Source organism: Bartonella sp. AA56HLJMS, from assembly GCF_042197145.1.
Lineage (GTDB): Bacteria > Pseudomonadota > Alphaproteobacteria > Rhizobiales > Rhizobiaceae > Bartonella.
The window spans coordinates 41249-67739 of sequence record NZ_JBHIRL010000009.1 but is presented as its reverse complement, the minus strand read 5'-3'; the positions used below and the strand labels follow the sequence as shown (position 1 = coordinate 67739).

Sequence of the window (26491 nt, the reverse complement as noted above, 5' to 3'; positions counted from 1 at the left end):
GGATACAGAATCGTGAAAATAAAGCAATTTATATGGCCATTGATTGGTATCTTAGCAATGCTGGTATCTATTCGAATTCTTTACATGAAGCTCTCTGCCATTTCATTTGGGGATGTATTGGAGCGCTTGAGCAATTTAAATGCACAGCACTGGTTATTAGCCTGTTTATGTTCTCTCCTAGCTTATGCTGCTCTTGCTGGATATGATCGAATTGCCTTGCAACATCTAGGCCATAAAATTTCTTGGATTTTTATCGCCATATGTTCATTTACAACCTACGCTCTTTCACACAATATCGGTGCTTCAGTTTTTTCTGGTGCCGTTGTACGCTATCGCGCCTATAAAATGAAAGGATTAAACGGAACAGAAATCGCAATATTAGTAGGTTTTTGCTCTTTTACTTTTGTAATCGGCACAATCTTACTTTTGGGAATCGTTTTGGTGCTGCAACCCGAAATTATCACCCTCATTCATAAAGAACTTCCTGAATGGCTCGGAACAACGGCTGGAGCAATTTTACTCAGCTGTATAGCACTTTATACGTTTGGCAGCTGGCTTCAGTTAAAACCCTTACGCTTGGGTAAAAAAATTCAACTCTCCTATCCCCGGCTGAAAATTGTTATTCAACAGCTTCTCATTAGCCCTCTAGAGCTTTTAGGAGCAGCAGGAATTATATATGCTGTTCTCCCACATAACGCAGATATTCATTTTATCTCTGTTCTTGGTGTTTTCCTAGCATCTTTTACGATAACTCTTCTCTCTAATGCTCCAGCAGGAGGAGTAGGAGTTCTTGAAGCTCTCTTCATAACAGGCATGCCCAATATAAATCCAACCGATGTTATTGCAGCACTTATTGTCTTTAGAATGTTTTATTTGATTATACCGCTTATCCTTTCATTATTTGTGGTCGTCATTTTTGAGGCGCAACAATATTGGAAAAGAGCCCCCAAAACACCACCTGAATAAATAAAAGGCTATCAATTACTTCTTTTTGTGTGCCTATATAAGGACAGAACACCATCGTGTTACCAATTTACATATCTTTTTTAAGAAAACTCTCTCAGTGCTCTTCCCCATTACACAACAATACCCGTGAATGGTATAATAGTAAAGCTATTGTTGCACCATTATCTTTATACTTAATAAAAGAGTAAGCCTGCGCCATTATACTATTTTTCCAATGTTATGATAACTTTTAGCACTTAAGAACATTAATGAGAATTATTTTTATGCCTTTCTTCAATAGTCTTTATCCACACGTTAATCCCATTTATGATGCACAAATGAATGATTTTAATTAATTCATTATAAGAGGGATTGAAACAAAAGAAGTTTATGATAGTAAAGTTTTTTTTTAAACAAATAATAATTAATCTTTATAAATCAATATATTATAATGAATTCGAGCGGCTTTCTTAATATTTATATTTTTAGAGGTTAAGCTAATGGAAAGACAGCATAGCGTAACTGCACAGCTTAATATTTTAAAACTTTAAGCCTCATTAAAGCCTATTGTCTTTCGTTTAACAGGTACTAATTTTAAACAATTAAACTGATCTAATTTTATTACTTGTATGTCAAGCTAACTAATTTGTATGCCCAGCCAACTACTTTATTTTATCTTGATTTACCCTCTTGGAATACTGATGATTATTACAGAAGTTTTTTGTTTAAGCGGGAGAGTTATCAAAAAATATCCACGCTGCTGACACAACTAAAGTGTAAAGTTTCTTCTGTCGTTAAACAATATGTTAAAAATCCAAAAAAAATTTTAATCAATTTATATTAAAAGAAGTGAAAACTGTTGATTTTTATACCCCTTTAAATAACACAATTGTCGGTAAGAAGCTTCTCCTTACCAATTGCAACTTAAAAAAAAGAAACAATACGCATTAAAAGATCTTTAAATGTCCTTTGGAAGTTCTTTGAGTCCCCTAAAAAGTACAAACACCGATGACTAAGCTATATCAACAATCTTCACTTTTAAACAAACAGATATGGGGAAATCCTACTGCCCAATTTTATTTAGCAACTCGTACCTTAAAAAAAATTACGCAATCAATAAGTTATTTACGGTATAAAATAAAATGGTGGGTGATGAGGGGATCGAACCCACGACCCGCTGATTAAGAGTCAGCTGCTCTACCGACTGAGCTAATCACCCATAAGCTTCTCAAAAGACGAGAATGATCGTTTCTATAACGCTCCTAAGGATAGATGTCCAGATATTTTGTTGTTTGTTATATAAACTCATTGTCTGTAAGGTTAAAAATATGATATTCACCACTTGATCTTATATAAAAATAAACCCATTATAAGAGGCTTTATAAATAAATGTTCTGATTGTTATACAGAACCTATAGTTAGAGGATTATCGAGCATAATGCCCGAGCGAAAATTAGAGGAACCTTCTTGTGGTTGTAAGCGGGATGGGGAATCGTTTTGTTTTATCAACAATCACATGCATTCAAGCAATATTGTGCTGTTTTTTTCTTTGAATATAAGTTTTTTACATTCAATGTTCATGATCCAATATACGAATAAAAGCCTATGAATTTTTTTTGTCAATCGCGCGCTTTTAAGCTTCTAAAAGGTAATGAATGATGGAATGGATCACTGATCCCCATGCGTGGTTTGGTTTGATCACGCTGGTTTTTCTCGAAATTGTTTTAGGAATAGATAACCTTATCTTTATTGCAATTTTAGCTGAAAAATTGCCACTGCATTTGCGTGACCGCGCACGCTTTATAGGTCTTACTTTAGCATTAATTATGCGGCTTTTCCTTCTTACCGTTATTGGATGGGTTATGAGACTCGATAGGGTAATTCTTTCACTTTCATCTTTTGTATTTAGTTGGCATAGCTTTATTTTAATCGGTGGTGGAGCCTTTTTGCTCGCAAAGGGAACGCTAGAATTACATGAAAGGTTAGAAGGAGTATCACATGAAAGAAAAACAGGCGTTGGTTATGCTGTTTTTTGGCAAGTAATCGTCCAAGTCGTGGTGCTGGATGCTGTTTTTTCACTAGACAGTATTATTACCGCAACAGGTATGATTGCAAAAGAGCAGGCAGCAGTTATGTATATCGCAGTCATAGCTGCTATGGGAGTAATGATGTGCGGATCTGGTGCTCTTATGCGTTTTATTAATCGTCATCCCACTATTGTAATCCTTTGTCTTGGTTTTTTGATGATGATTGGTTTTACTCTCATTGTTGAAGGATTTGGTTTTCATATTCCAAAAGGGTATTTGTATGCTGCTATTGGTTTTTCTGTTCTCATCGAAGCTTTTAATCAAATTGGACGTCGTAACCGTGAAAAAATGATTAAAACGAATGATCTACGCAGTAGAACAGCTGATGCTGTTTTGAGGCTCTTAGGAGGAGGAAGCAAAGATAGTCACCTTGCTGAGACTGTAGATGTTATTGCTGAACAGGCCGCAGCTTCTGAATTGTTTAGACCAGAAGAAAAGGAGATGATTCGTGGTGTTCTCGATTTAGCTGATCGCCCTGTTCGCTCTATCATGTCGCCGCGTAATGAGATTGAGTGGTTAGATTTAAATGCTGATGAAAATGAAATGCGTGAAGAATTACAAAAGGTTAAACATAGCCGCTTAATTCTTGCGCGTGAAAAAGTGGATGAATTTGTTGGCGTTGCATTGACAAAAGATCTTCTTTTGAATTTGGCTGAGGGGAAAAAGATTAATTGGAAAAAAGCTATGCGAGAACCCCTCGTTGTTCATGAAAACACAAGTGTTTTACGATTGATGGAGCAATTACGTCATTCTTCGATTCAGCTTGCAATTATTGTTGATGAGCATGGATCTTTTGAAGGAATTGCAACACCAACCGATATTCTTGAAGCTATTGCAGGAGACTTTCCTGATGACGATGAAGAACTCATGATCGCAGAACAACTTGAAAATGGCAGTCTTCTTGTTGAGGGATATGCTGATATCCGCCGTTTAAGTGGTTATCTTGGGCGTAACCTTGTGGATGAAGCAGATCGTTATACGACTCTGGCAGGCTTTATGCTTTGGCAGTTTGGTCATTTACCAAATGAGGGAGAAAGCTTTGAAACTGATGGTTTACACTTTAAAGTGATTGAAATGGAACGCAGAAACATATCTAAAATCCTTATTTCTCCACTTGTATCACCAGAAAAAAGCTAATTCTTTTTATAAGCAAAATGAATAAAAAGATTTTTTTATGATTAAAAATTGAAAAAAATCAGAAGTTGATGACTTAATTGCATTTCATTATTTATATTTTTTTAAGCGTAAAATAATGAACATACAAAAGTTATGTTATCAATGAACTTTCCATTATAAAAAATTTTCATTGATGATTGACGAAAAGCTGGGAGAGAGAAAATGGTGCAAAATTATTTGTCAATGGTCATTAATCTCAAAACAATGAATATATACAATATATTGATTTATAATAATTATTTATTACAATATTACCTTCACATCAAGAAAGCCTCTTTCAAACATCAGATTTCCGCCAATGGATAAAACTCCACCATTGTTGAGTTCACTCAACTGATGATGGCATCTTTAAACCAGACTCTGGCTCCTATAATCTTTTTAGATCTTCTTGATATTTCTTAAGGAGCTATTCCTTAGCTTTTGTTTCGATAAATTTAGCTATTTTTTTCCTTGCAAGAATGAAACTCCACCTCTCTGGAAAGCTCTTATTAAGAACTTTGTTTTTCTTCCAGATGGTTCATATTTTTTACTACTTTTGCAATGAAAGCGTAGCTGAGTTGCTTAGATTTGACTACTTCTTTGACTAAAGCCAATGCACGTTCAAAATGAAGCTGTTGGATATTTTCATCAAAGCCTAAATGATCCTCTGCACCGAAACTTTGATAATAAGATTGTAAGGTTGCAACATCACCCAATAAAGCCAGTGCACCAATATGAAGTAAGCTATAATCTGCATCATCTACCTTGATAACCTTTATGTGCCTCCAACTTCACTCTATCGCCAAGGTGGTGCTCCATATCTGGAATAAAAGCATTTATGAAGATCAATTTTTTCTATCGCCTATTTCAAGACATAATCCCGCTTAATTCCAACCAATCTGCGTATATTCCTTCTTCACAAACTCTCAACCCCTTTTTATAAAAATCAAGTTGTAGATCTTGTAAGTGCTGAGAATTGATAGGGATCAATTACCATACAGGCAGCAGCTAAAATACCAGTACTAATCGAAACTCCAACATCAACTTACTGATAACCTTTGATAATTGCGTCATTATAAAGAATTTGTACTTCACAATCTGGTAGTTGATAACATGCTGAATAATTATCTACCTCTTTAATTTTTTCAACAAACCAATCAAGATTTTTGAAGAACACTGTTGCACTCTCCATGATTAAAAAATTCTTTGCTCTACCTCAAAAGAGGTTGTATCCATATCAAAAGTCAAAAGACAAGCAGATTTTTGCAAACAAAAGTGATAACGCCGTGTAAGAGAAGAATCTTATCAATAAGGTCTTTGGTGATTTCTTTTGCAACGTCTAAACAAGATGGAATCTTACTCCCTAAAAAAATATAATAAAGTCAATAGGTTGTGTGCAATTATTCTATATGAATCCCATTTAAAATCTACACTTTTATACGTGATTTAATTAACCATTTTTCATAAACAATTACCATGTATGGATAGACCATAAAACGCATGTAAACATTCAAATGAAGTGAACGCAGCTATCATTCATAACAGTTCATAAATTTTATGATACGTTTTTATCACACACAAATCGCATTATTAAAAACGTAATCGTTTGAAATTATCGATAACATAAATTGCATGCGTTTAAAGAATGGTATGGGGTTTACTCTTTTTTTGAGCTAAACCTTAAAAGAAATAATCATTTGAAACTATCATAGAATAGGTTTTAATTCATTAAGGGCACATAAAAGGATTTAAAGACAAGTCGATTTAAAGCGCCGCTTACTAAAAAGTTAGTCAATAATAAGCAGACATTATATAGATATTATCATCACAACAGGTAATGAAATTGATAATGTTATGTCGTAGAAATCAAAAGATTTTTAATAATATAACGCAGGCAAACAAGCAAAAAACGTTTTAAAAGTTACAGTTTAAAAATACGAAACCAAATGAAGTCCCCTCAAATTTGAGTATACTTATTAAAATAAAGATAAGTAGATAAATTTCAAAAGGATTGCAATCATATTACAAAGGCATGGTGTTTTACTCAATTTTGAGTCAAAAGCGACAATATTAAAGACTGCTCTACTCTAAAGTTAACGAGCTCAAATTTGGGCTGATTAATTTTGCCAGCCCAAATATGGACCGGCTTATTTGCAGAGAAATTAAGTTTAAATGCAAAGTGAAAATACGCTTATGAGAACCTCACTAAATGAACGTTTAAACGTTTAGAGACATAAAATGATATCTCTATAAATACGTTTGAAACCTAGATTTATAACAGTTTAAAAGCCTTAGATTTTATAAAAAGCGGTTGTTTATTATCTTATGAAAAGCTACTTTTAAAAACCAATGTTCGTAAATGTAAACAACGGGTTTTGTTACAAATATTCACTTAATACGCATTTTCTCTTGAGAGTCTTGATATGAACCTACCAAGCATTGAGACATTTTGATAATGTACTTTGTGTCAAATGACCACTTCAAAAATGCGAGCGTTATTCTTAATACGCTTTATAGCCATACATAAAGTGTTTATAGGTTCTGTAATTCAAATGAGTGATTAAAGATCATATCTGTCATTTACGTTCCTTTTGATCAGTTTTAATCAATAGAATAGAGCGTTTGCAATATGATACGTTTTGTATACATGCATTCATTATTTACTTCTTTTGTATGATCTGTAGTACCTCTATTTAAAAGCAGCGTCATATCAATTGGCACAGCTTTCTTTTATGATGCGTTTATAACCATCAAAGAAGCACCCTCCACGTCTGTCATTTATTCTGTTTATCAATCTTGATAACATCATCACTTTCATAAACCTCTCAATTTATGGGAACCGAATATAAATCGCTATGTCTTTTTATTCTTGCATTGCCATATACATTACTTCTAATCACGATATAATCAGGAGATCTTGGCATTGCCATAAACAGAGCCGTAGACCTTAGTATGACACCCCACGCTAGCATTGCCGTAAACCTTGCCTAACAACCGCATGATCATAAACCGCGGCATTGCTATGAATACGTGCACTACCGGATAATTTTGCATTCCCATAAACCCGCGCTTAATGATAAACTCAAACGTTATAAGAAAGATGAGCATTGTCATAAACATGAACACCAAAATACACATGGGTTTTATCACATATAAGGGTATTGCCATACACATAGCCACCAATGGCAGCATTGCCATAGCCCCTTATATTTTCATAAACACAACCAGATTTTACAACACAGACATTATCAGCAACCCAGCAATTACCATCATGAGAGAGATTGCTTTCATTTTCAATAAAAGCATCCAGATCGCCTTTTTTTACATCACCAAAATCGTTTAAAGCACGAATGCGATAATATATATATATATTATCAGTCACGAAATCCATTTGATTGATCTATTCATATTTGGGATGGTTTTTTCTGATTAACAGGAGCGGTTTCATTTGCAATGAAAGAAATAACGGAGGTGTTTTTTGATATAGTTATCATAATTAAACCTGTATGTTTTTAAAAGTTTTGAACAGACATTAAGCCAGCTCCAAACCAAATGTTTGTTGCATCAAGCGCTCTGTTCAAACTAATAATAACATATTCATTACCTAGTAGTAGAATACCAACTCCTACACCTGCATAAAGCGAAGCAATAATCCGCCCATATGGCTATGCTGCATGACCATAATAGAACCCAAAACCATCATTGCTACACTCGCAACACCAGCAGCAAAACGGATCAAAAGGACTAAGTGTTAACGCCATGAAAATAATTAAGTGCACTCATTACTATAGCTGCACAAGATAGTATGCGAGGAGCAAGAGATATAATCCCAATTACTGCCAAACGTAAAGAACATACTCCCAACTAAATAACCACCATAATTAGTGTTCGGTATATAAGAAAGTTGATTAAAGCTAAACAATCCTTCATCCAACATAACTGGCAGTATTGGTGTATAGAGAAATCACCAGATACCCATATCAAAACCATATCGAATACAGCATTTTGAAACAATTCAAATCTTGACGGTTGTTTTTTCCCCCTTATTATTCCTTTAACTGGTGATATTCCTCATCTGCGTTCCATATCACCATAACAGCCTTTAACTCCAAAAATAGAATAAAAGCAAATTTAGCTATCTATTTTAATGCTCAAAACAATATATTTAGCGATCTACTATCAACATCGCCAGATCAGTTGTACAATAACATATTGAATTAAATGTACTTTTTAAATGTTTATAGTTAAATTGAAAGCATATTTAGATAACCTTGCTTTTTTATCTCGATATTCAAAATGACTAACCGAAAAATTATGTACGCAGCCGTAAATTTTACTTCTCTTAAAATCATTTGCTTATTCGCTGCAAAACTTAATAAACAACTCAAATAACCATTTTCATAAAAGAGGAAATTGGCTTCTTTTTAGATAATATTGTTATTTAGGATGATATGAAGTTGAAGAATTTGGTGCACCCGACAGAATTCGAATCTGTGACCTCTGCCTTCGGAGGGCAGCGCTCTATCCAGCTGAGCTACGGGTGCTTCACACTGATTATTAAAATCAGTTATGGTCTTTTAACTAATCATACTCTTAGCTTCAATGCTAAATTATCATTCTAATAAAAAAATTACTCGTTTGTAATTTATCTAACGACGCATTCCTTTTACTTTTTAATGATACTTTACCTTGAAATAACTTCTCTTTATTCAATGCTCTTTTTATTATAAAAAGAGCTTTTATTACAACTTCAAAACTCTCAAAAATAAGTTACAACATAAATTATAAGTATCAGGATAATTTTTAAATGGCTACATTACCAAGTCGCTTTCATTTTATTTCCGCAGAAACTGAGGAGGCTATCAAAGCTACCCATAAATTAATTTCCGTTTATGGTCATTCTTCTCTGGAAGAAACTGATATTGTTGTTGCAATCGGTGGTGATGGGACAATGTTACAAACCGTACGAGATGTCATGAACACAGGCAAACCTATTTATGGTATGAATCAAGGTTCTGTAGGATTTCTTATGAATGAATTTCATGAAAAAAAATTGCCCAATCGTATTGCTGCCGCACATAAAAAAGAAATCCATCCCCTGCGCATGATTGCAAAATCTGAATGTCAAGATTCTATCGAGGCGCTTGCAATTAATGAAGTATCCCTCTTTCGGCAATCTTATCAAGCGGCAAAAATTCGCATCACCATTGATAACAACGTACGCATGGAACAATTAAGTTGTGATGGTGTCCTCGTCGCTACACCAGCTGGATCAACCGCCTATAATTTATCAGCACAAGGACCTATCTTACCTCTTATGGCTCCCCTTATGGCCCTCACTCCCGTTAGCCCTTTTCGCCCTCGGCGTTGGCATGGAGCTTTGCTTCCCGATACAGTAACAGTGCACTTTGATATGCTTGAACCTGACAAACGCCCTGTAAACGCTGCTGCAGATAATATTGAAGTTAAATCTGTTCATTCAGTTACTATTTCAATGGCAACAGAAGTAACAGCTTCAATCCTTTTTGACTCAAATCATTCATGGGATGAGCGCATTTTATCAGAACAATTTCGCTATTAATGATTGTATTATGCGTTTTATATGTATATGATTGTTATAGTTAGTTTTTTTTGTGAAAACATCTTAATACTTTTAAAGAGTGTAGAATATTGGTTATAATCATCATTAGATAGCGCAGTTAAAATCACAGAGCAGTTGATAAAAAAATGATACCATCTTTAAACAGTTTTGATGATTTAGGTCTTTCCGCAAAGGTTATTAATGCGGTGAAATCAGCGGGGTATACAGCTCCGACACCTATTCAAAGTGAAACAATTCCGCATGTCCTTCAAAGAAAAGACGTTTTAGGAATCGCCCAAACGGGAACAGGTAAAACCGCCTCTTTCGTATTGCCTATGCTCACTCTCCTTGAAAAAGGTCGTGCAAGAGCACGAATGCCCCGTACGCTCATCTTAGAACCAACAAGAGAAATTGCAGCTCAAGTTGAAGAAAATTTTGATAAATACGGAATAAATCATCGTTTAAACGTTGCTCTCTTGATTGGTGGGGTATCTTTTGAACTCCAAGATCGCAAACTTGAACGAGGAGCTGATGTTCTTATAGCAACACCAGGGCGCCTTCTTGATCATTGCGAGCGCGGTAAACTACTCCTGATGGGCGTTGAAATCCTTGTGATTGATGAAGCTGATCGCATGTTGGATATGGGCTTTATTCCTGATATTGAACGCATCTGTAAGCTAACCCCTTTTACGCGTCAAACTTTGTTTTTTTCTGCAACAATGGCGCCAGAAATTACAAAACTAACGAAACAATTTTTACATTCTCCCGTATCTGTTGAAGTTACAAAAGCTTCCTCAACAGCTACCACAATTACACAACGGCTTGTCAAATCTGGAAATAAATCATGGGATAAAAGAGCGGTTTTACGAGAGCTTATCCAAAATGAAGGTGCAGAGCTTCAAAATGCAATCATTTTCTGTAATCGAAAGAGAGATATTTCTGAACTTTTTAGATCGCTCATCAAACATAACTTTAATGTAGGGGCACTTCATGGAGATATGGACCAATATTCGCGCATGAACACCCTAGCTGATTTTAAAAATAATAAACTTACACTTCTTGTTGCTTCTGATGTTGCTGCCCGTGGACTCGATATTCCAGCTGTAAGTCATGTATTTAACTATGATGTTCCTACACATGCTGAAGACTATATCCATCGAATTGGTCGTACAGGGCGTGCAAATCGTAGCGGAAAAGCCTTTACAATCGTTACAAAAGCTGATCAAAAATATATCAATGCCATCGAGGAAATGAGTAATGAAAAAATTGAATGGCTCAATGGAGATCTCTCAACTTTAATAGCCGATGATCAAACAGAAGATATTGTTGTAAAGAAAAAATCTTCAAAACCATCAAAGAAAACTGCTCCAAAAGAGACTGTTGCTCACACTCAAAAATCTGTAGAAGAGAATAAAACAGAATATATCAAAAATGCAGATAATAAGGAGAAGCCATCTGAGCAACAACGCTCACGAAAAAATAAGAATTACACACCTATTGGATTTGGTGATGATATTCCTGCTTTCATGCTTATAAAAACGTGTAAATAAACCCGTTCTTTATTCTCTTTTAGAGTGAAATGAACGAAATACTTTTAAAAAATCCGCTCTTATTTCCTAGAGAGCCTTTCCGTTACCTTTTCACGCCCTAAAAGATGCAAAATTTTTCCCATTTCAGGTCCATGATCCATGCCCGTAAGTGTCTGACGTAATGGCATAAATAAAGCTTTTCCTTTTCGACCTGTTTTTTCTTTTAATGCTGTTGTCCAAATTTTCCAACTTTCCTCATTCAAAGCACCTTCAGGTAAGAAATCGAGTGATTGGTGCACAAAAGCACGATCCTCTAGTGCTACTGTATCAAAATTCTGTTCATCATGAATGATTTTCCACCAAAAAACAGCATCATTGACTTTATTAATATTGCTTCTTATCGCGTTCCAGAAATATTCCGCCTTATCTCCCTCAATAGAAAGTTTTTTAAGGCGCATTTTTACTTCCTCATAGGTTAACTCATGGACAAGATGACTATTCAAAGCAAGAAGATCAGCAATATCAAATTTTGCAACGGATCTTGACGTATCTTGGAGATTAAAATGCTCTAAAAGCGCAGCTTGATTGGGATAGGGATGCACATTTTGCGATGTCCCAATCAAAACGGCAAGGCATTGAACAGCTATAGATTCAAATCCTTCTTCCCGTAGAGAACGAATAGAAAGATCATTATTACGTTTTGAAAATCCTTTTCCTAAAACTGTCGCCAATAAATTGGTATGAGCAAAAACCGGTAATTCTGCATTAAGAGCTTTAAAAAGAGCAATTTGAGCGCCTGTATTTGTAATATGATCATCCCCACGAATAATATGCGTAATAGCCATATCTACATCATCAACAATAGACGGCAATGTATAAAGATAGGTTCCATCTTCACGAATAAGAACAGGATCTGAAAGAGAAGCTAAATCAATCGTCTGCTTTCCCTTTATTGCATCATTCCAGCAAACTTCTGTTCGCTTTGTGTGTAAAGGATCACTTTCAAAATTAGGAAGAAGAAAACGCCAATGGGGTTTACGACCTTGTGATTCAAAGTTTTTTCTCTCTTCTGTTGTCAACTTCAATGCTGCACGGTCATAAACAGGAGGCAATTTGCGTGAAAGCTGGATTTTACGACGCCGCTCTAATTCCTCTGTTGTCTCATAACAAGGATAAAGAAGGCCACGTTGTTTGAGAATTTCTGCCACTTCATCATATCGATTAAATCGCTTGGATTGGTAATAAATTGCATCTGGTTGAATACCAAGCCATTCAAGGTCAACAGCAATAGCATCGATATATTCTTGTTTAGAACGTTCAATATCTGTATCGTCATAGCGTAAAATAAATTCTCCCTTATACGCTTGCGCATAAAGCCAGTTGAAAAGCGCAATACGGATATTGCCAATATGAATATAACCTGTTGGAGAGGGAGCAAAACGAACTTTAACCATAAAATAATACTCAATTTTTATCGCGAAAATGATTGACTATAGGATAGCGACGATCGCGTCCGAAATTTTTGTAACTGATTTTTACACCAGGCGCAGATTGACGCCTTTTATATTCGGCACCATAAAGAAGCTGTTCAACTTTCGCAACAGTTTCTCGTGAATGTCCACGTTTAACAATATCACAAATACTCATGTCATTTTCTACAAGAGATTGTAATATATCATCTAAAATAGGATAAGGCGGAAGAGAATCTTCATCTTTTTGATTTTCCCGCAGCTCTGCAGAGGGTGCTTTTTCTATAATATTGGATGGAATGATCATTCCTTCTGGTCCTCTTAAATTGTGCAAGTGATTTTTATTGCGCCACTCCGCTAATGCATAAACCTGCATTTTATAAATATCTTTAAGAGGATTAAACCCGCCATTCATATCCCCATACAGTGTTGCATATCCCACAGCCATTTCTGACTTATTGCCTGTCGTTACCACCATTGAGCCGAATTTATTTGAAAGCGCCATTAAAAGTGTACCGCGTATACGACTTTGAAGATTTTCCTCTGTGACGTCAGAGGGTAACCCTGAAAAAACAGATGCCATTGTCTTTAAAAAAGCCTCAACAGGTTGTGCAATCGGTATGATTTCATAACGACATCCCAAAAGATCAGCACATTCTTTGGCATCTTTTAATGATTCTTGCGAAGTATAATGATAGGGCATCATAATGGTGCGAACCCTCTCAGCACCAAGAGCATCCACCGCCATTGCCGTACACAGGGCTGAATCAATTCCTCCTGAAAGACCAAGAATAACATCCTTAAAGCCGTTTTTATTAACGTAATCTTTCAACCCCAAAACACAAGCTTGATAATCAGACGCTAATCCATTGAGAAGACTTTCATTAGGACCTGAAATACAGTGCCATCCCGTCGTTGTTTTTTGCCAATGGCTTAAAGCAATATGGCTATCAAAGTGTTTCATTTGAAATATCTTTTTGCCTTGTCCATTCAAGGCAAAAGACCCACCATCAAAAACGAGCTCATCTTGACCACCTACTTGATTAGCGTAGATAATTGGCACTCCAGATTGTAGAGCCTGTGTATGAACAACGTCTATACGTTTTAATGTTTTATTACGATAATAAGGAGATCCGTTAAGGACAAGAATAATTTCCGCTCCTTTATCTTTAAGCTCTGTACTAAGAGAGGAATCATTCCAAAGATCCTCACAAATGACTATTCCTAATTTAATTCCATGATAGACAATAGGCTGAGGACGTGGACCTGAAGAAAATAAACGCTTTTCATCAAATTCAGCATAATTAGGTAAATCAAACTTCAAACATTCGGCAATGACTCTCCCTTCATCAAGAACCATGACAGCGTTGTAAATATTACCATTGCGCCTTAATGGAAGACCAATGACAATTCCTGGTCCGCCTACGGTTATCTTTGCTAATTTCTCAACAGTCTCTTCACATGTTTTTGTAAAAGCAGGTTTTAGAACAAGATCTTCCGGCGGATAAGCACTTATAAAAAGTTCCGTGAATAAAACAAGATCAGCCCCCTCTTCTTTGGCCTTTTGATGCGCCATGACAGCTAAAGAAAAATTCCCCTCAATATCACCGACAATAGGATTTAATTGGGCAATTGATACCCGAAAATCATTTTTCATAAGCCTTTGTATCATTTCATCAGTTTAGCAACCACAACTTTATTCTTCATCATCGGAAACATCATTTTTTAAAATTCTTTTCTGCCATAATGACCTAAAAATATTAGGCAAATTTTTGCCTACCCCCCAGCAGCAATTGCTAACGATTCAGTCACGCGATTTTTTTTAAGGAGTTCAGCAACAAGAAAAGCCAATTCTAACGCTTGATCTGCATTTAACCGTGGATCACATTGCGTATGATAACGATCAGATAAATCGTCCACAGAAATGGCGTGCGCCCCTCCTGTACATTCAGTAACATCACGACCTGTCATCTCAATATGAATGCCTCCTGGATAAGTTCCCTCTCCACGATGCACTGCAAAAAAATTCTCTACTTCTTTTAAAACATAATCAAAAGGACGCGTCTTATAACCATTGGCAGTAATTGTATTGCCATGCATTGGATCACATGACCATATAACCGCACGCTTCTCGCGTTCAACAGCACGGATGAGTTTAGGCAGATAACTTTCAACTTTATCATAACCAAAGCGCGTAATGAGAGTAAGCCGCCCCAACTCGTTTTCAGGATTTAAAATATCAATTAATTTTAAAAGCTCATCAGGCTCAATGGAAGGACCACATTTTAATCCTATAGGATTCTTAATGCCGCGACAATATTCAACGTGAGCATGGTCAATCTGACGCGTACGGTCACCAATCCATAACATATGACCAGATGTTGCATACCAATTTCCTGAAGTTGAATCAATCCGAGTCAAAGCCTCTTCATAACCAAGCAACAGTGCTTCATGACTGGTATAAAAAGATGTTTCACGCAATGAAGAATGTGTTTTGGATGTAATCCCTATAGAACGCATAAAATCAATTGCTTCAGAAATACGCTCTGCCAATAATTCATAACGTTCTCCCTGCGGACTGTTAGAAACAAAACTCAACATCCATGTGTGAACATTTTCTAAATTAGCATAGCCACCTTGTGAAAAAGCACGCAATAGATTAAGTGTTGCCGCAGATTGGCGATAAGCCATAGACATCCGTTGCGGATCTGGAATACGAGAACCGGCTTCAAATTCAATGCCATTAATAATATCCCCACGATAAGCAGGAAATTCAACTCCCTCTTTTCTTTCAATATCAGAAGAGCGAGGCTTTGCAAATTGACCAGCAATACGACCAATTTTAACAACCGGTTTAGAACTACCAAAGGTCAAAACAATCGCCATTTGCAAAAATACACGAAAAAAATCACGAATATTATCAGCTTCATGTTCTGCAAAGCTTTCGGCACAATCACCACCTTGCAATAAAAAAGCTTGGCCTTTCGCAACGGCTGCTAATTCATTTTTTAAATCACGTGCTTCACCGGCAAAAACTAAAGGAGGATACCTTCTCAGTTTTCGCTCAACATCTTCTAACATAGACTTATCTGGATAAGTCGGAACTTGTTTAATTGGCCTTGTTCTCCAAGTGTCAGGCGCCCATTCTTTTATCATTACACTCTCTCTAAAGATTAATCTTACAGATTAGCATATCAAAAGCTTTTTACCGCAATATATGCTGTTTAACTTTCTATTTTCTTCCCATTTTCATATATATAACTTGGTTTATACATCGTTACCAATTCTTCTGCCATCGTTGGATGCACTGCCATCGTCTCATCAAAGATATCCTTCGTCAGCTTACCCTTGAGAGATATCCCTATAAGCTGAGCCATCTCACCAGCATTTTCCCCTAAAATATGAGCGCCCACAACAATACGGCTTTCACCATCAACAATGAGTTTCATAAGCATTTTCTCTGAACTACCAGAAAGAATATTACGCATAGGACGAAAAACTGTACGATAAATTTCAAGACGCTTATAACGCTTTACCGCCTCCTCTTCTGAAAGACCAACCGTTCCAATCTCTGGCTGTGAAAAAACTGCTGTTGTAATTAAATCATAATCAGGTGTTGTTGGAATATTTTCAAATGCTGTCTTAACAAAACACATTGCATCATGAATCGCAACGGGTGTTAATTGAATATGACCTGTTACATCACCAACAGCCCAAATATGGGGGATATTTGTTGTCATTTTCTCATCAACAACAACTGCACCAAATTCATTCACCTTAACACCTGCCCGCTCAAGTCTTAAACCCGTTGTATTTGGTACACGCCCCGTAGCCAACATAATCTGATCGGCTCTGATTATTTTCCCATTTGATAAAACAACTTCATAACAATTTTCTGCAGCCTGCACTTTAGAAATTGTTATGCCATAGAGAATAGAAATCCCTTTTTCAATCATTGCATCGCTGAGCAATTGCCGCAAATCATGATCAAAATTACGAAGGATTAAATCACCACGATGAAGGAGTGTTGTTTTTACACCTAATTCATGAAAAATATTAGCAAATTCAACACCAATATACCCTCCACCAACAATCACTATTGATTTTGGGAGTTGATTAAGGTCAAAAATCTCATTAGAAGTAAGGCAAAATTCACCGCCTTCTATGGACGTATTTGGTGCAAGTTTTGCCCCTGTTGCAATCAAAATTTTTTCTGCACTTACCCGCTCACCCGTGGCAGAAAGCTCTAATGTGTGATCATCTATAAAAGTAGCACGACTTTCATAAATATGCACATTGTTATTTTCTAATCCCTTACGATACAACCCTTCTAACCTTGATATTTCTTTATTTTTAGCTGCAACCAACTTTTCCCAGCTAAAAATTGGATCCGCATATTCCCACCCAAAACCAACACTTTTCTTAAATTCTTTTACATATTGTGATGCATAAACATAAAGTTTTTTGGGAACGCAACCACGAATAACACAAGTGCCCCCTATACGATATTCCTCTGCTATAGCGACCCGCTTGCCAAGACCTCCAGCAAGCCGTGCTGCACGCACTCCACCAGAACCACTTCCAATAACAAATAAATCAAAGTCAAAAGAGCCCACGAATTATTCCTTCTTATACATCTGCAAGAGTAGGCTAAGATCTTTTATTATCAAATGAAAGTCTTTTTTTTGAAGAAGCCTTTTTTATAAAGCAGTATTCTAAAAAGACTTATTCTCATTAAAATATTTAAAACGGCGGGAAAACCGCCGCTATTAAAAAAATCAGAAATTGCCTATTGTTGTCATGATATCGATCAAGCTATTTTTTATTTTCTGAAGATTCTGATTTTATAGGCATATTTGTAGGCATAGTAGAATTATTCAAATTAAGTGTTTCAGACATCTCTTTTTTCACATTTTCTACAAGATCCCGCATAAGAGCAGTACGCCATATATCAAATGCTGAATAAGAATCACGTGCAATATTGGGGACTTCTGTCAAAAACTTTTTACCGGTATCAGAATTATAAAATGTTGTTATCGCATCAAGCTCTTTTTGAGTAAAATATTTTGCATATACATGAGCAATCTCTTTTTCTAGATCAGAGCGCCTTTTAATTAAAGCAAGCGCCTGCTTATCAACAATATCAGAAATAGCTGTTGCCAAATTCGGATCATCGCTAATCAGTTCATTTTTGAAATCATGGACCGCATTTGGTAAAAAGCTATCAAATTGATCCGTTGCATGAATAGCTCTGATTGCCTTTCGCGCTGAATCTAAATGTTGATCACTCACCCCTTGTGCATAAGCCATGCCAACATTCACAACAAAAATAGCAATTGCACTAAAATATACGACAAAACGCTGAAAAGAAAATATTATTTTCATTTAATGATTACCCCGATCGCTAATTATAATTTTAATTCGTTATTCTACCTAAAATCTTTAAGACCCTTTTTTACTGTGCTAACATATCATCATGTAAATGCCTTTTCTAAAAATCAAACGGTTCTAAAACTTTTATTTGACCATCAGCCATAGCGACAATTGCACGTGAAGCCAACCCCAAAAAAAGGCCATGCTCAACAACACCAGGAATAGCAAGAAGTGCATCTGATAATGGTTTTGGTTGCAAAATGCAGCCCCAAAATGCATCAAGAATAAAATGGCCACCATCTGTTTCAAAAGGATTTTTTCCATTCATTCGCAATGCAATTTTTCCAGAAAGCCCTAAATCATCAGCGACTTTTTCAATGGCTCTGCATGTTGTGTGGATACCAAATGGATTAACTTCAATTGGTAGTGCAAAAGCACCAAGTCTTTTTACCACCTTTGTTTCATCCGCAATGACAAGCATTGCACGAGATGCCGACGCTACAATTTTTTCATACAACAATGCTCCCCCTCCCCCTTTAATGAGCATCATCTCAGGACCAATTTCATCTGCTCCGTCAATATCAAGATCCAGCTCAGGTATTTGTTCTAAAGTGCTAACAGGCACTCCAAACTTATGACAGAGTTGTTCAGAATATTTTGAAGTAGCAACACCAGTCACCCGCAAACCATCCGCAACACGCTCACCTAGAAGACGAATAAATTCATTGACTGTCGAACCAGATCCGATACCAAGCCGCATACCATCTTCAACAAACTCAAGCGCTTTAATAGCTGCCATTTTTTTTAACTGCTGAACATTCATGAATGACTTTGCCTTCTATCCGTATAAGCAGGATTTATCACCCCTATTACCACCGATAATAATGATAATAAAAGACAACCTCTTGACGCAATCTATTTAAATTGACCATCATCTCTTGCTTGAAGAGATGTTACTCGTTATAGAAATATATGATAAGAATAAAATAGAATAATCAACAATTATCTTTTTATTTCTTTGAGAATATTTGTTAGCATTTTTCTCATTCAATAAGAATTTTTGATTTATTTTGTGCTATCAATAGGATGCACAAAGATGCACATATCAATTTTTTTGAAAAAATTAAAATGATCAGATATAAAAAATCATCCATTTCTAGAAAACTGTAGATTATTATCTCATTTCAATAACGTTGATAAACTTACCAATTTAAATACCGTAAAATATTATGAGAAAAGTCTTCTGTTATTTTTTGTTTTGTCATTATCCAAATGTGAAGCAAAATATGACTGATTATATGTTTTTATGAATGCTGTCTGTGCATATTCCATGGTCTATGAAACCCTAGCGAAGACCAAATAATATCTCCACCTTTGGTCATCATAACGCTTCCTCGTGATAACAATTGTTGAGGTATAAATACTATTTTTGCCTTCTTGTAACAAGTTGGATTATGCATCACAAATGTCTGAATGAGAATATCTGCCTCTACACATTGATCTGTTTCTCTCTGTAAAACGATCACTTTTAATCCATTATCCAATAAAGATGTACATACATGATAATCACAAATAAATTGTCCGTGCAACGAAGGACCATATTTTGTTGGTTTAATCGTTTCATTCACACGAAATGACTTTTTCCATATGGATGTCGTGAACTTAGAAATATGGTAACGATCAATATATAATTTTTTATCATGAATAACGCCCACGAGGCGCATATTATCTGCTATAATCAGTTGTACAGGTGAATGCAATACACAAATAGAAATACCTGCCAAAATAAACAAACTAAAAAAGAGCCGGATGGGTGTTTTGCAAAAAGTCAGTCCAACCAAGCCTATACTCAATAAAACTAACGCTGATAACGGCATAAAACCAGGATTCAAATCAGGAGAAATAGCCTTGATAGCATGTGCAATCTTTATTACAAGATCAACTCCAAAACCCATAATTTGAAGAGGAAGCCATTCGAATCCTCCTAACATTGCAAGAACTGCGATTAATCCAAAGGGAATGACAAAAATTGAGATGACAGGCAAAGCAAAAGCATTACTGATAATGCTCAACGATGCCATATTAGAAAAATGATAAGCAGCATAAATTCCACTTGCACTCCCTGCAACAAAGGAAGAAGCACATGTTGAAAGCATCGATAAGAAAACAAAATTTATCACTCCTCCTCCAACATAAGAGGGAGTTGTTTTTCTTTTAAGAAAAAATGACCTTCCACTCCACCAATCAAAAAAAGCGATCAAAGCAGCAGTCGCAGAAAAAGACATTTGAAAGCTAGGACCTAATATTTCATGAGGTGTCATCGCTAGAGTTATCAACCCTGCAATGGAAAAATTACGCATTGTTATAGCAGAGCGATTACACAATATAGCAACCAACATAACAGCAATCATCACAAAACTTCTTTGCGCTGATATTGCTAAGCCCGACAATAACAAATAAAAAGCTGTTATCATAAAAGCAACGATAGCAGCAAATTTTTTACTGGAATAATAGGAAGAAAAAACTGAAAAAAATGCTAAAAAACTACGGATACTCAAAAGAACTATGCCGCTTAACAACGCCATATGTAAACCTGATATTGATAAAATATGAGCTAATCCAGCTGTACGTAATGCTTCATTTGTCTCATTTGAAATACCAGCACGCTGCCCTGTTATGAGGGCAGCTGCAACACTCCCCTTTTCTCCTTCAAGGGCTATACGGATTCTTTGTGTCATCTTCGTGCGTAAATTTTCAATTTTCTGTAGAATGATAGCGAATATTCCATCAGGCTGCGAAACGGATATTTTTCTTGGTTTTCCTAAATAAACGCCTTGTGCTCCAATTCTTTTAAAATAATTATGAAAACTAAAATCGTAGCCTCCTGGACGCACCGGCCCAGAGAATGCACGAATCTTAACTTTTCCATGCAATCCATCACCAATCGCTAAGCCAGATGGCAAATATCTTGCCGATAAACGAACACGATGAAGACTATGGCGTAATACGGGATTTTCTGTATTCAAAATATCCAAAACTAAACGAAATCCTCCTTTGGCACCTGACTCAATAGAAACAATTCTTCCCGTCAATGTAGTGACAATGTCACTGCTTAGCATGGGTGTTGCAATACGCCACGTTTCTATTTTTGCCGCTAAAGTACCCAATATAATACAAAACAGAAACCCCACGGGAATCGATATTTTTCGATAAAAACGTGCTACATAGAATATTCCCAGAAAAATACTGACCAACGCCCCCAATTGTCCCCAACTTGGTTCCCACTCTAAATGAAAATAGAAAATGATTCCTAGGGCAAAAAAGACTAAAATCAGCGAAAAAAGGATACCAAAAGAAACTTCTTTATTAATACAATCTTCTAACCATTTGCGAAAAAAAATGATTACTTCTTTTAAGAGTGTCAATAAAAAAAGTTTTTGTTGATTATAGCTACTGTTCTTTGCATCATCATACCTAGAAAAAACACTCTGCCCTATCTGACATGGCTTTTTTCTTTCTGTAACAGATTTTTCGGATAAACCCTCTTTACTTTTATAAAACATCAGTCCCCCACTTTAACTCGCAATACGGCTATTGCACGCCCCATCACTTATGCTAACATGACTTTTCTATAAAATTCCATAAGTAATATCTTAGTTTAAAGGAAAATATTCGTGTCTGTTATTACTCGTTTTGCCCCTTCACCCACTGGCTTCCTTCACATTGGTGGTGCTCGTACTGCTCTTTTTAATTGGCTTTATGCAAAACATACCGGTGGAAAAATGCTTTTACGAATTGAAGATACAGACCGAGAGCGTTCAACAGAAGCAGCTGTAAAAGCCATTATAGATGGCTTGCACTGGATGGGTCTTAGTTATGATGGCGCCCCTATTTCGCAATTCGAACGTGCAGAACGTCACCGCCAAATCGCTGAACAGTTGGTCAAAAATGACAAAGCATATTATTGTTATGCTTCCCCTGAGGAGTTAGCTGAAATGCGTGAAAAAGCCCGTTCAGAAGGGCGCCCACCACGTTATGATGGACGTTGGCGTGACCGTGATAGTTCTGAAGCTCCTAAAGGTGTTAAGCCTGTTATTCGCATCAAAGCCCCTCAAGATGGAGAAACGATTGTACATGATCGTGTTCAAGGTGATGTCCGTTTTCCTAATAAAGATCTCGATGACTTCATTATTTTGCGTTCTGATGGTTCGCCTACCTATATGCATGCTGTTGTCGTTGATGATCATGATATGGGCATCACACATATTATACGTGGTGACGATCATCTTACCAACGCAGCCCGACAAACGATTATCTTTAAAGCAATGGGATGGGACATTCCTGTTATGGCCCATATTCCTCTTATCCATGGTGAAAACGGTGCAAAATTATCAAAGCGACATGGTGCGCTCGGTGTTGATGCCTACCGAACAATGGGATATCTTCCTGCTGCTTTGCGCAATTACCTTGTCCGTTTAGGTTGGAGTCATGGTGATGACGAACTGATGTCCCTTAAAGATATGATTTCTTGGTTTGATATTAAGGATATTAACAAAGGTGCTGCTCGTTTTGATCTCAAAAAGCTCGATTCCATCAACGGACACTATATGCGTATGAGTAATGATCAAGAACTTTTTGATGCCGCTCTTAATATTCTACCAGAAACCGATAGGGGAGCACAAATTATTGAAAGACTTGATGAAAAACGCCGTGTTCAATTTTTAAAAGCAATCCCGCATTTGAAAGAACGTTCAAAAACACTGTGCGAACTGATTGACAATGCCTCCTTCATTTTTATGCAACGACCTTTACAACTTGATGAAAAAGCTCAAATACTCTTAGATAAAAATGGACGAACCATTTTAAACGATCTTTATCTTGCTCTGAAAGCTTGCCCCTCTTGGGATACAAAAACTCTAGATGAAACACTTCGCTCTTGTGTACAAACACAGAATCTCAAATTTGGATCTATCGCCCAACCACTTCGCGCAGCTCTTACAGGATGTGCAACATCAGCAGGTGTTTTGGATGTTCTTATTTTATTAGGACGCGATGAATCTCTTCATCGCATCAAGGACCAACTTATCACAACAATATACCCATGATGGACACTGAGTATATTTCCTCAAATAAGGGTCTATACAGATATCTCAACGTGCCCTAAAAGAGTTTTTTATGTTATATCATTGAAATACATTTCTTATTGAGTAATAATGATCAATAAGGAAATATTTTTAGATTGCATGTACTCACTTTTAGAGGCAATCTACCCTTAAATAAGTAAGAAAAGCTTCAGTTATACATCCCCCACTCTGATGAAGCAGAGTCTTAATTTTTAGAAGTGAAGGATCTGAAAGGAATACCGAATGTCTGAGAATAACGCATATATTATTGTGAATGATAAAAAAGTAGAGCTTCCCTTGCGTAAAGGCACGAGTGGACCTGAAGTCATTGAAATTGCTTCTCTCTATAAAAAAACCGATATTTTTACTTATGATCCTGGTTTTACTTCAACAGCTTCTTGTGAATCAAAAATTACTTATATCGATGGTGATAAAGGCATATTGCTTTATCGTGGTTATCCTATTGATCAATTGGCTGAAAAAGGAGACTTTCTCGAAAGTTGTTATCTTTTACTTTATGGTGAACTCCCAACACAGCAAGAAAAAAATGAATTTGATCGATGTATTATGCAGCATACCATGGTCCACGAACAATTTGCACGCTTCTTCCATGGCTTCCGTCGTGATTCTCATCCTATGGCCGTCATGGTTGCCTGCCTTGGCGCTATGTCTGCGTTCTATCACGACTCTATTGATATTACAGATCCTCACCAGAGAATGATTGCTTCTGTTCGTCTTATCTCAAAAGTTCCAACGCTTGCTGCTATGGCCTATAAATACAGTATTGGACAAGCATTTGTTTATCCACGTAATGATCTTAGTTATGCTGCAAATTTCCTCCATATGTGTTTTGCTGTTCCTTGTGAAGAATATAAAACAAACCCTGTGCTTGCTCGGGCGATGGATCAAATATTTACCCTTCATGCAGATCATGAACAAAATGCTTCTACATCTACGGTACGTCTTGCTGGATCCTCAGGTGCTAATCCGTTTGCCTGTATTGCAGCAGGTGTTGCATGCCTTTGGGGACCAGCACATGGTGGTGCCAATGAAGCATGCCTAAAAATGCTACAAGAAATAGGTTCTATTAAAAGAATTCCTGAATTTATTGCACGTGCAAAAGATAAAAATGATCCTTTCCGCCTTATGGGCTTTGGGCACCGTGTCTATAAAAATTATGATCCACGTGCAAAAATCATGCAAAAAACCTGTCATGAAGTTTTAAAAGAACTCAACATTCAAGATGACCCTCTTCTTGATATTGCAATAGAGCTTGAAAAAATTGCCTTAAGTGATGAATATTTTATTGAGAAAAAGCTTTATCCCAATGTTGATTTCTATTCCGGCATTACATTAAAAGCTCTAGGTTTTCCAACTGAAATGTTTACTGTCCTTTTTGCATTGGCGCGCAGTGTCGGGTGGGTGGCACAATGGAAAGAAATGATTGAAGACCCTGCACAAAAAATTGGTCGTCCTCGACAACTCTACACAGGCTATGCTATGCGTGACTATGTTCCTATAGATGAACGTGCAAATTAAAAAAAGAAATCAATAAAGCTTCAATTTACTGAAGCTTTATTGAGAGTAATCAAAAAACATCCTTTAAAAATTTTTATAAAACGTGATTTTAAAACTCTTTCTACAGAGATAACATCATCATAAAAATTTACTAAAAAATTCTAAGTTTTAGCTCTGTAAAGAAATTGAGAATACTCTTCTGCAAATTAGCCAAACATTTAGCAAAAAGAAATTGAAAATTTTACCTTATAATCCTCATTATCTTTAATGGAAATGTATTCCCTATCATTCCCCCATGTTTAAAAGCCTTATTACATATTAAAATCTAGCAATGTCAGAATTTTTCTTTCTATCTTCTTCAGATAAAATTGCAAAAAGCTTACATTAAGTGCTTCTCTAATTAGAATAAAAACACTTTTACATTTTGTCCTGTTAAAAGCTGAAATTTTCTTTGTATTTAAGTTGATAGTTTTTCTTTTAAAGATAAATTATTGATTTTTAAATAAAATTATTAAAAATCACCCTATAATCAATAAGAGGTGACTTTCTTTCCTGTATTTTTTATTCCCATACTTGATAAAAAGAAATTATTTTTTTGATAATGATATTCAGCATAATGATAGCAAAATGAACATAGATAAATTTTTTACATTGCTCCAAAAGAGCTTACAGATTATAAAAATTCATGATGGTTTCATATTTGCCAGCTTATCTAATAGGAGAACATAATGAAATTATTAGCAGGAGCTCTTATAATAAGCGCGACACTGTTTACCCTATCGGCCAATTCTCAAACGCTGAAAATTGCAAGCGATGCTTCTTATCCGCCATTTAGTTATATTGACTCAAATAACAAACTGCAAGGGTTTGATATTGATATATCTTATGCGCTTTGTAAAAAAATGAATGTTGAATGTACTATTGTCACACAAGACTTTGAGGGGATGATTCCCGGTCTTCTTGCCAAAAAATATGATGCTATCGTTTCTTCCCTCTCTCCTACAAAAGAGCGCTTACAAAAAATTGATTTTACAGATCCTTACTACAACACAGCACTCGCTGTTATCGTTACCAAAAATTCGGAAATTAAAGAAATCTCAACACAAGCCTTTAGAGGTAAAAACCTTGGTGTACAATCAAATACAACACAAGCTGCATATGCGGAAGATCATTATGCCTCTGAAGGAGTTAATATCAAACTTTATCCTACAGCAACAGAAGTTAATCGTGATCTTTTAAGCCATAGGCTTGATATCATCATCTTTGATAAATTAAAAGCATTAAATTGGCTTGAAAATGAAGGAAAAGACTGCTGTCTCCTCTTGGGAACTCTAGAAGAAACAAATTTTCCTATTGCAATTGCACTCCGTCAAAATAATAATGATCTTAAAAACAGTTTTAATAAAGCAATAGAAGAAATTCGCGCCAATGGAACCTATGAGAAAATTATGAGAAAATATTTTACTTTCGATATCAATTAGATATCACTATGAATTAAAACTCAATCTGTATATTTAAGGGGTATCTTTAACTTTTTATTGGACATGCGGGTATAATTGGAAATTCGGCATTTTTATAAGAAAATTTACATTTATCAAAATAACTTTTAATTGCTCCTTGAGATCTAAACATTTTGTAGAATCTAATAACAACAATAAGGTTGTATTTTTATCGTATCAAAATCTAATTTTTTCTTTATGTTCAAATTGAA

General features: G+C 35.9%; 19 protein-coding genes and 2 tRNA genes. 7 read left to right on the top strand and 14 right to left on the bottom strand.

Annotated features, from left to right (window positions below):
* The first annotated feature begins 12 nt into the window (after positions 1–12).
* Complete coding sequence (locus tag ACFINI_RS06175) at positions 13–966, top strand: YbhN family protein (protein WP_375613484.1); 954 nt, start codon at positions 13–15, stop codon at positions 964–966.
* 1122 nt (positions 967–2088) lie between these two features.
* Here ACFINI_RS06175 and ACFINI_RS06170 read toward each other — a convergent pair.
* Positions 2089–2164: transfer RNA gene (locus tag ACFINI_RS06170), tRNA-Lys, on the bottom strand.
* Between the two features lie 436 nt (positions 2165–2600).
* Here ACFINI_RS06170 and ACFINI_RS06165 point away from each other — a divergent pair.
* The gene (locus ACFINI_RS06165; protein WP_375612149.1) at positions 2601–4169 is read left to right on the top strand and encodes a TerC family protein; all 1569 of its coding nucleotides are present in this window, start codon (positions 2601–2603) and stop codon (positions 4167–4169) included.
* 527 nt (positions 4170–4696) lie between these two features.
* Here ACFINI_RS06165 and ACFINI_RS06160 read toward each other — a convergent pair.
* The 6 genes from ACFINI_RS06160 to ACFINI_RS06135 all read right to left on the bottom strand — a co-directional run bounded on the left by ACFINI_RS06160 (position 4697) and on the right by ACFINI_RS06135 (position 8731).
* Positions 4697–4921, bottom strand: a complete 225-nt coding sequence (locus ACFINI_RS06160; RefSeq protein ID WP_375646849.1) for a DUF6990 domain-containing protein — start codon at positions 4919–4921, stop codon at positions 4697–4699.
* 2173 nt (positions 4922–7094) lie between these two features.
* Complete coding sequence (locus tag ACFINI_RS06155; RefSeq protein WP_375632361.1) at positions 7095–7241, bottom strand: hypothetical protein; 147 nt, start codon at positions 7239–7241, stop codon at positions 7095–7097.
* A gap of 28 nt (positions 7242–7269) precedes the next feature.
* On the bottom strand, positions 7270–7569 hold the full coding sequence (locus ACFINI_RS06150) for a hypothetical protein (RefSeq protein WP_375646832.1): 300 nt from the start codon (positions 7567–7569) through the stop codon (positions 7270–7272).
* Between the two features lie 130 nt (positions 7570–7699).
* On the bottom strand, positions 7700–7804 hold the full coding sequence (locus ACFINI_RS06145; RefSeq protein WP_375613508.1) for a hypothetical protein: 105 nt from the start codon (positions 7802–7804) through the stop codon (positions 7700–7702).
* A 152-nt stretch (positions 7805–7956) separates the two neighbouring features.
* The gene (locus tag ACFINI_RS06140) at positions 7957–8124 is read right to left on the bottom strand and encodes a hypothetical protein (protein WP_375613483.1); all 168 of its coding nucleotides are present in this window, start codon (positions 8122–8124) and stop codon (positions 7957–7959) included.
* 530 nt (positions 8125–8654) lie between these two features.
* Positions 8655–8731 (bottom strand) — tRNA-Arg (locus tag ACFINI_RS06135).
* A 263-nt stretch (positions 8732–8994) separates the two neighbouring features.
* On the opposite strand from ACFINI_RS06135, the gene ACFINI_RS06130 reads away from it, so the two are divergent.
* Positions 8995–9768, top strand: coding sequence for an NAD kinase (locus tag ACFINI_RS06130; RefSeq protein ID WP_375646830.1), 774 nt, complete (start codon positions 8995–8997; stop codon positions 9766–9768).
* 146 nt (positions 9769–9914) lie between these two features.
* Positions 9915–11318, top strand: coding sequence for a DEAD/DEAH box helicase (locus ACFINI_RS06125; RefSeq protein ID WP_375646828.1), 1404 nt, complete (start codon positions 9915–9917; stop codon positions 11316–11318).
* A gap of 59 nt (positions 11319–11377) precedes the next feature.
* Here the strand turns inward: ACFINI_RS06125 and gltX (ACFINI_RS06120) are convergent, their stop codons facing one another.
* The 7 genes from gltX (ACFINI_RS06120) to ACFINI_RS06090 all read right to left on the bottom strand — a co-directional run bounded on the left by gltX (ACFINI_RS06120) (position 11378) and on the right by ACFINI_RS06090 (position 21702).
* The gene (gltX, locus tag ACFINI_RS06120; RefSeq protein ID WP_375646826.1) at positions 11378–12751 is read right to left on the bottom strand and encodes a glutamate--tRNA ligase; all 1374 of its coding nucleotides are present in this window, start codon (positions 12749–12751) and stop codon (positions 11378–11380) included.
* Between the two features lie 10 nt (positions 12752–12761).
* Positions 12762–14423, bottom strand: a complete 1662-nt coding sequence (locus ACFINI_RS06115) for an NAD+ synthase (protein ID WP_375646823.1) — start codon at positions 14421–14423, stop codon at positions 12762–12764.
* A gap of 119 nt (positions 14424–14542) precedes the next feature.
* On the bottom strand, positions 14543–15922 hold the full coding sequence (locus ACFINI_RS06110; RefSeq protein ID WP_375612142.1) for a class II 3-deoxy-7-phosphoheptulonate synthase: 1380 nt from the start codon (positions 15920–15922) through the stop codon (positions 14543–14545).
* A gap of 68 nt (positions 15923–15990) precedes the next feature.
* Complete coding sequence (gene gor, locus ACFINI_RS06105; RefSeq protein WP_375612141.1) at positions 15991–17382, bottom strand: glutathione-disulfide reductase; 1392 nt, start codon at positions 17380–17382, stop codon at positions 15991–15993.
* Positions 17383–17581: 199 nt separating this feature from the next.
* Positions 17582–18151: a DUF2059 domain-containing protein gene (locus ACFINI_RS06100; protein ID WP_375612140.1), complete on the bottom strand. Its 570-nt coding sequence runs from the start codon at positions 18149–18151 to the stop codon at positions 17582–17584.
* 106 nt (positions 18152–18257) lie between these two features.
* A complete protein-coding gene (gene rpiA / locus ACFINI_RS06095; RefSeq protein WP_375612139.1) occupies positions 18258–18962 on the bottom strand; it encodes a ribose-5-phosphate isomerase RpiA in 705 nt (234 codons plus the stop codon).
* A gap of 481 nt (positions 18963–19443) precedes the next feature.
* Positions 19444–21702 carry a ComEC/Rec2 family competence protein gene (locus tag ACFINI_RS06090; RefSeq protein ID WP_375646818.1) on the bottom strand — a complete coding sequence of 753 codons (2259 nt, stop codon included), beginning with the start codon at positions 21700–21702 and terminating at the stop codon, positions 19444–19446.
* A gap of 111 nt (positions 21703–21813) precedes the next feature.
* On the opposite strand from ACFINI_RS06090, the gene gltX (ACFINI_RS06085) reads away from it, so the two are divergent.
* The 3 genes from gltX (ACFINI_RS06085) to ACFINI_RS06075 all read left to right on the top strand — a co-directional run bounded on the left by gltX (ACFINI_RS06085) (position 21814) and on the right by ACFINI_RS06075 (position 26261).
* A complete protein-coding gene (gltX, locus tag ACFINI_RS06085) occupies positions 21814–23244 on the top strand; it encodes a glutamate--tRNA ligase (RefSeq protein ID WP_375646814.1) in 1431 nt (476 codons plus the stop codon).
* A gap of 261 nt (positions 23245–23505) precedes the next feature.
* Entirely contained in the window at positions 23506–24801 is a 1296-nt protein-coding gene (gltA, locus tag ACFINI_RS06080; RefSeq protein ID WP_375618359.1) for a citrate synthase, read from the top strand.
* Between the two features lie 707 nt (positions 24802–25508).
* Positions 25509–26261 (top strand): transporter substrate-binding domain-containing protein, encoded by a 753-nt coding sequence (locus ACFINI_RS06075; protein ID WP_375646811.1) that lies wholly within the window; start codon positions 25509–25511, stop codon positions 26259–26261.
* Positions 26262–26491 lie beyond the last annotated feature (230 nt).

Excerpts from the sequence above, each read along its gene's own strand:
- gltA (WP_375618359.1), top strand. The coding sequence starts at position 23,506 with ATGTCTGAGAATAACGCATATATTATTGTGAATGATAAAAAAGTAGAG.
- ACFINI_RS06125 (WP_375646828.1), top strand. The coding sequence starts at position 9,915 with ATGATACCATCTTTAAACAGTTTTGATGATTTAGGTCTTTCCGCAAAG.
- ACFINI_RS06100 (WP_375612140.1), bottom strand. The coding sequence starts at position 18,151 with ATGAAAATAATATTTTCTTTTCAGCGTTTTGTCGTATATTTTAGTGCA.
- ACFINI_RS06115 (WP_375646823.1), bottom strand. The coding sequence starts at position 14,423 with ATGAAAAATGATTTTCGGGTATCAATTGCCCAATTAAATCCTATTGTC.
- ACFINI_RS06075 (WP_375646811.1), top strand. The coding sequence starts at position 25,509 with ATGAAATTATTAGCAGGAGCTCTTATAATAAGCGCGACACTGTTTACC.
- rpiA (WP_375612139.1), bottom strand. The coding sequence starts at position 18,962 with ATGAATGTTCAGCAGTTAAAAAAAATGGCAGCTATTAAAGCGCTTGAG.
- ACFINI_RS06090 (WP_375646818.1), bottom strand. The coding sequence starts at position 21,702 with ATGTTTTATAAAAGTAAAGAGGGTTTATCCGAAAAATCTGTTACAGAA.
- ACFINI_RS06140 (WP_375613483.1), bottom strand. The coding sequence starts at position 8,124 with ATGTTGGATGAAGGATTGTTTAGCTTTAATCAACTTTCTTATATACCG.
- ACFINI_RS06130 (WP_375646830.1), top strand. The coding sequence starts at position 8,995 with ATGGCTACATTACCAAGTCGCTTTCATTTTATTTCCGCAGAAACTGAG.
- ACFINI_RS06110 (WP_375612142.1), bottom strand. The coding sequence starts at position 15,922 with ATGATAAAAGAATGGGCGCCTGACACTTGGAGAACAAGGCCAATTAAA.
- gltX (WP_375646826.1), bottom strand. The coding sequence starts at position 12,751 with ATGGTTAAAGTTCGTTTTGCTCCCTCTCCAACAGGTTATATTCATATT.
- ACFINI_RS06155 (WP_375632361.1), bottom strand. The coding sequence starts at position 7,241 with ATGCAAAATTATCCGGTAGTGCACGTATTCATAGCAATGCCGCGGTTT.
- ACFINI_RS06165 (WP_375612149.1), top strand. The coding sequence starts at position 2,601 with ATGATGGAATGGATCACTGATCCCCATGCGTGGTTTGGTTTGATCACG.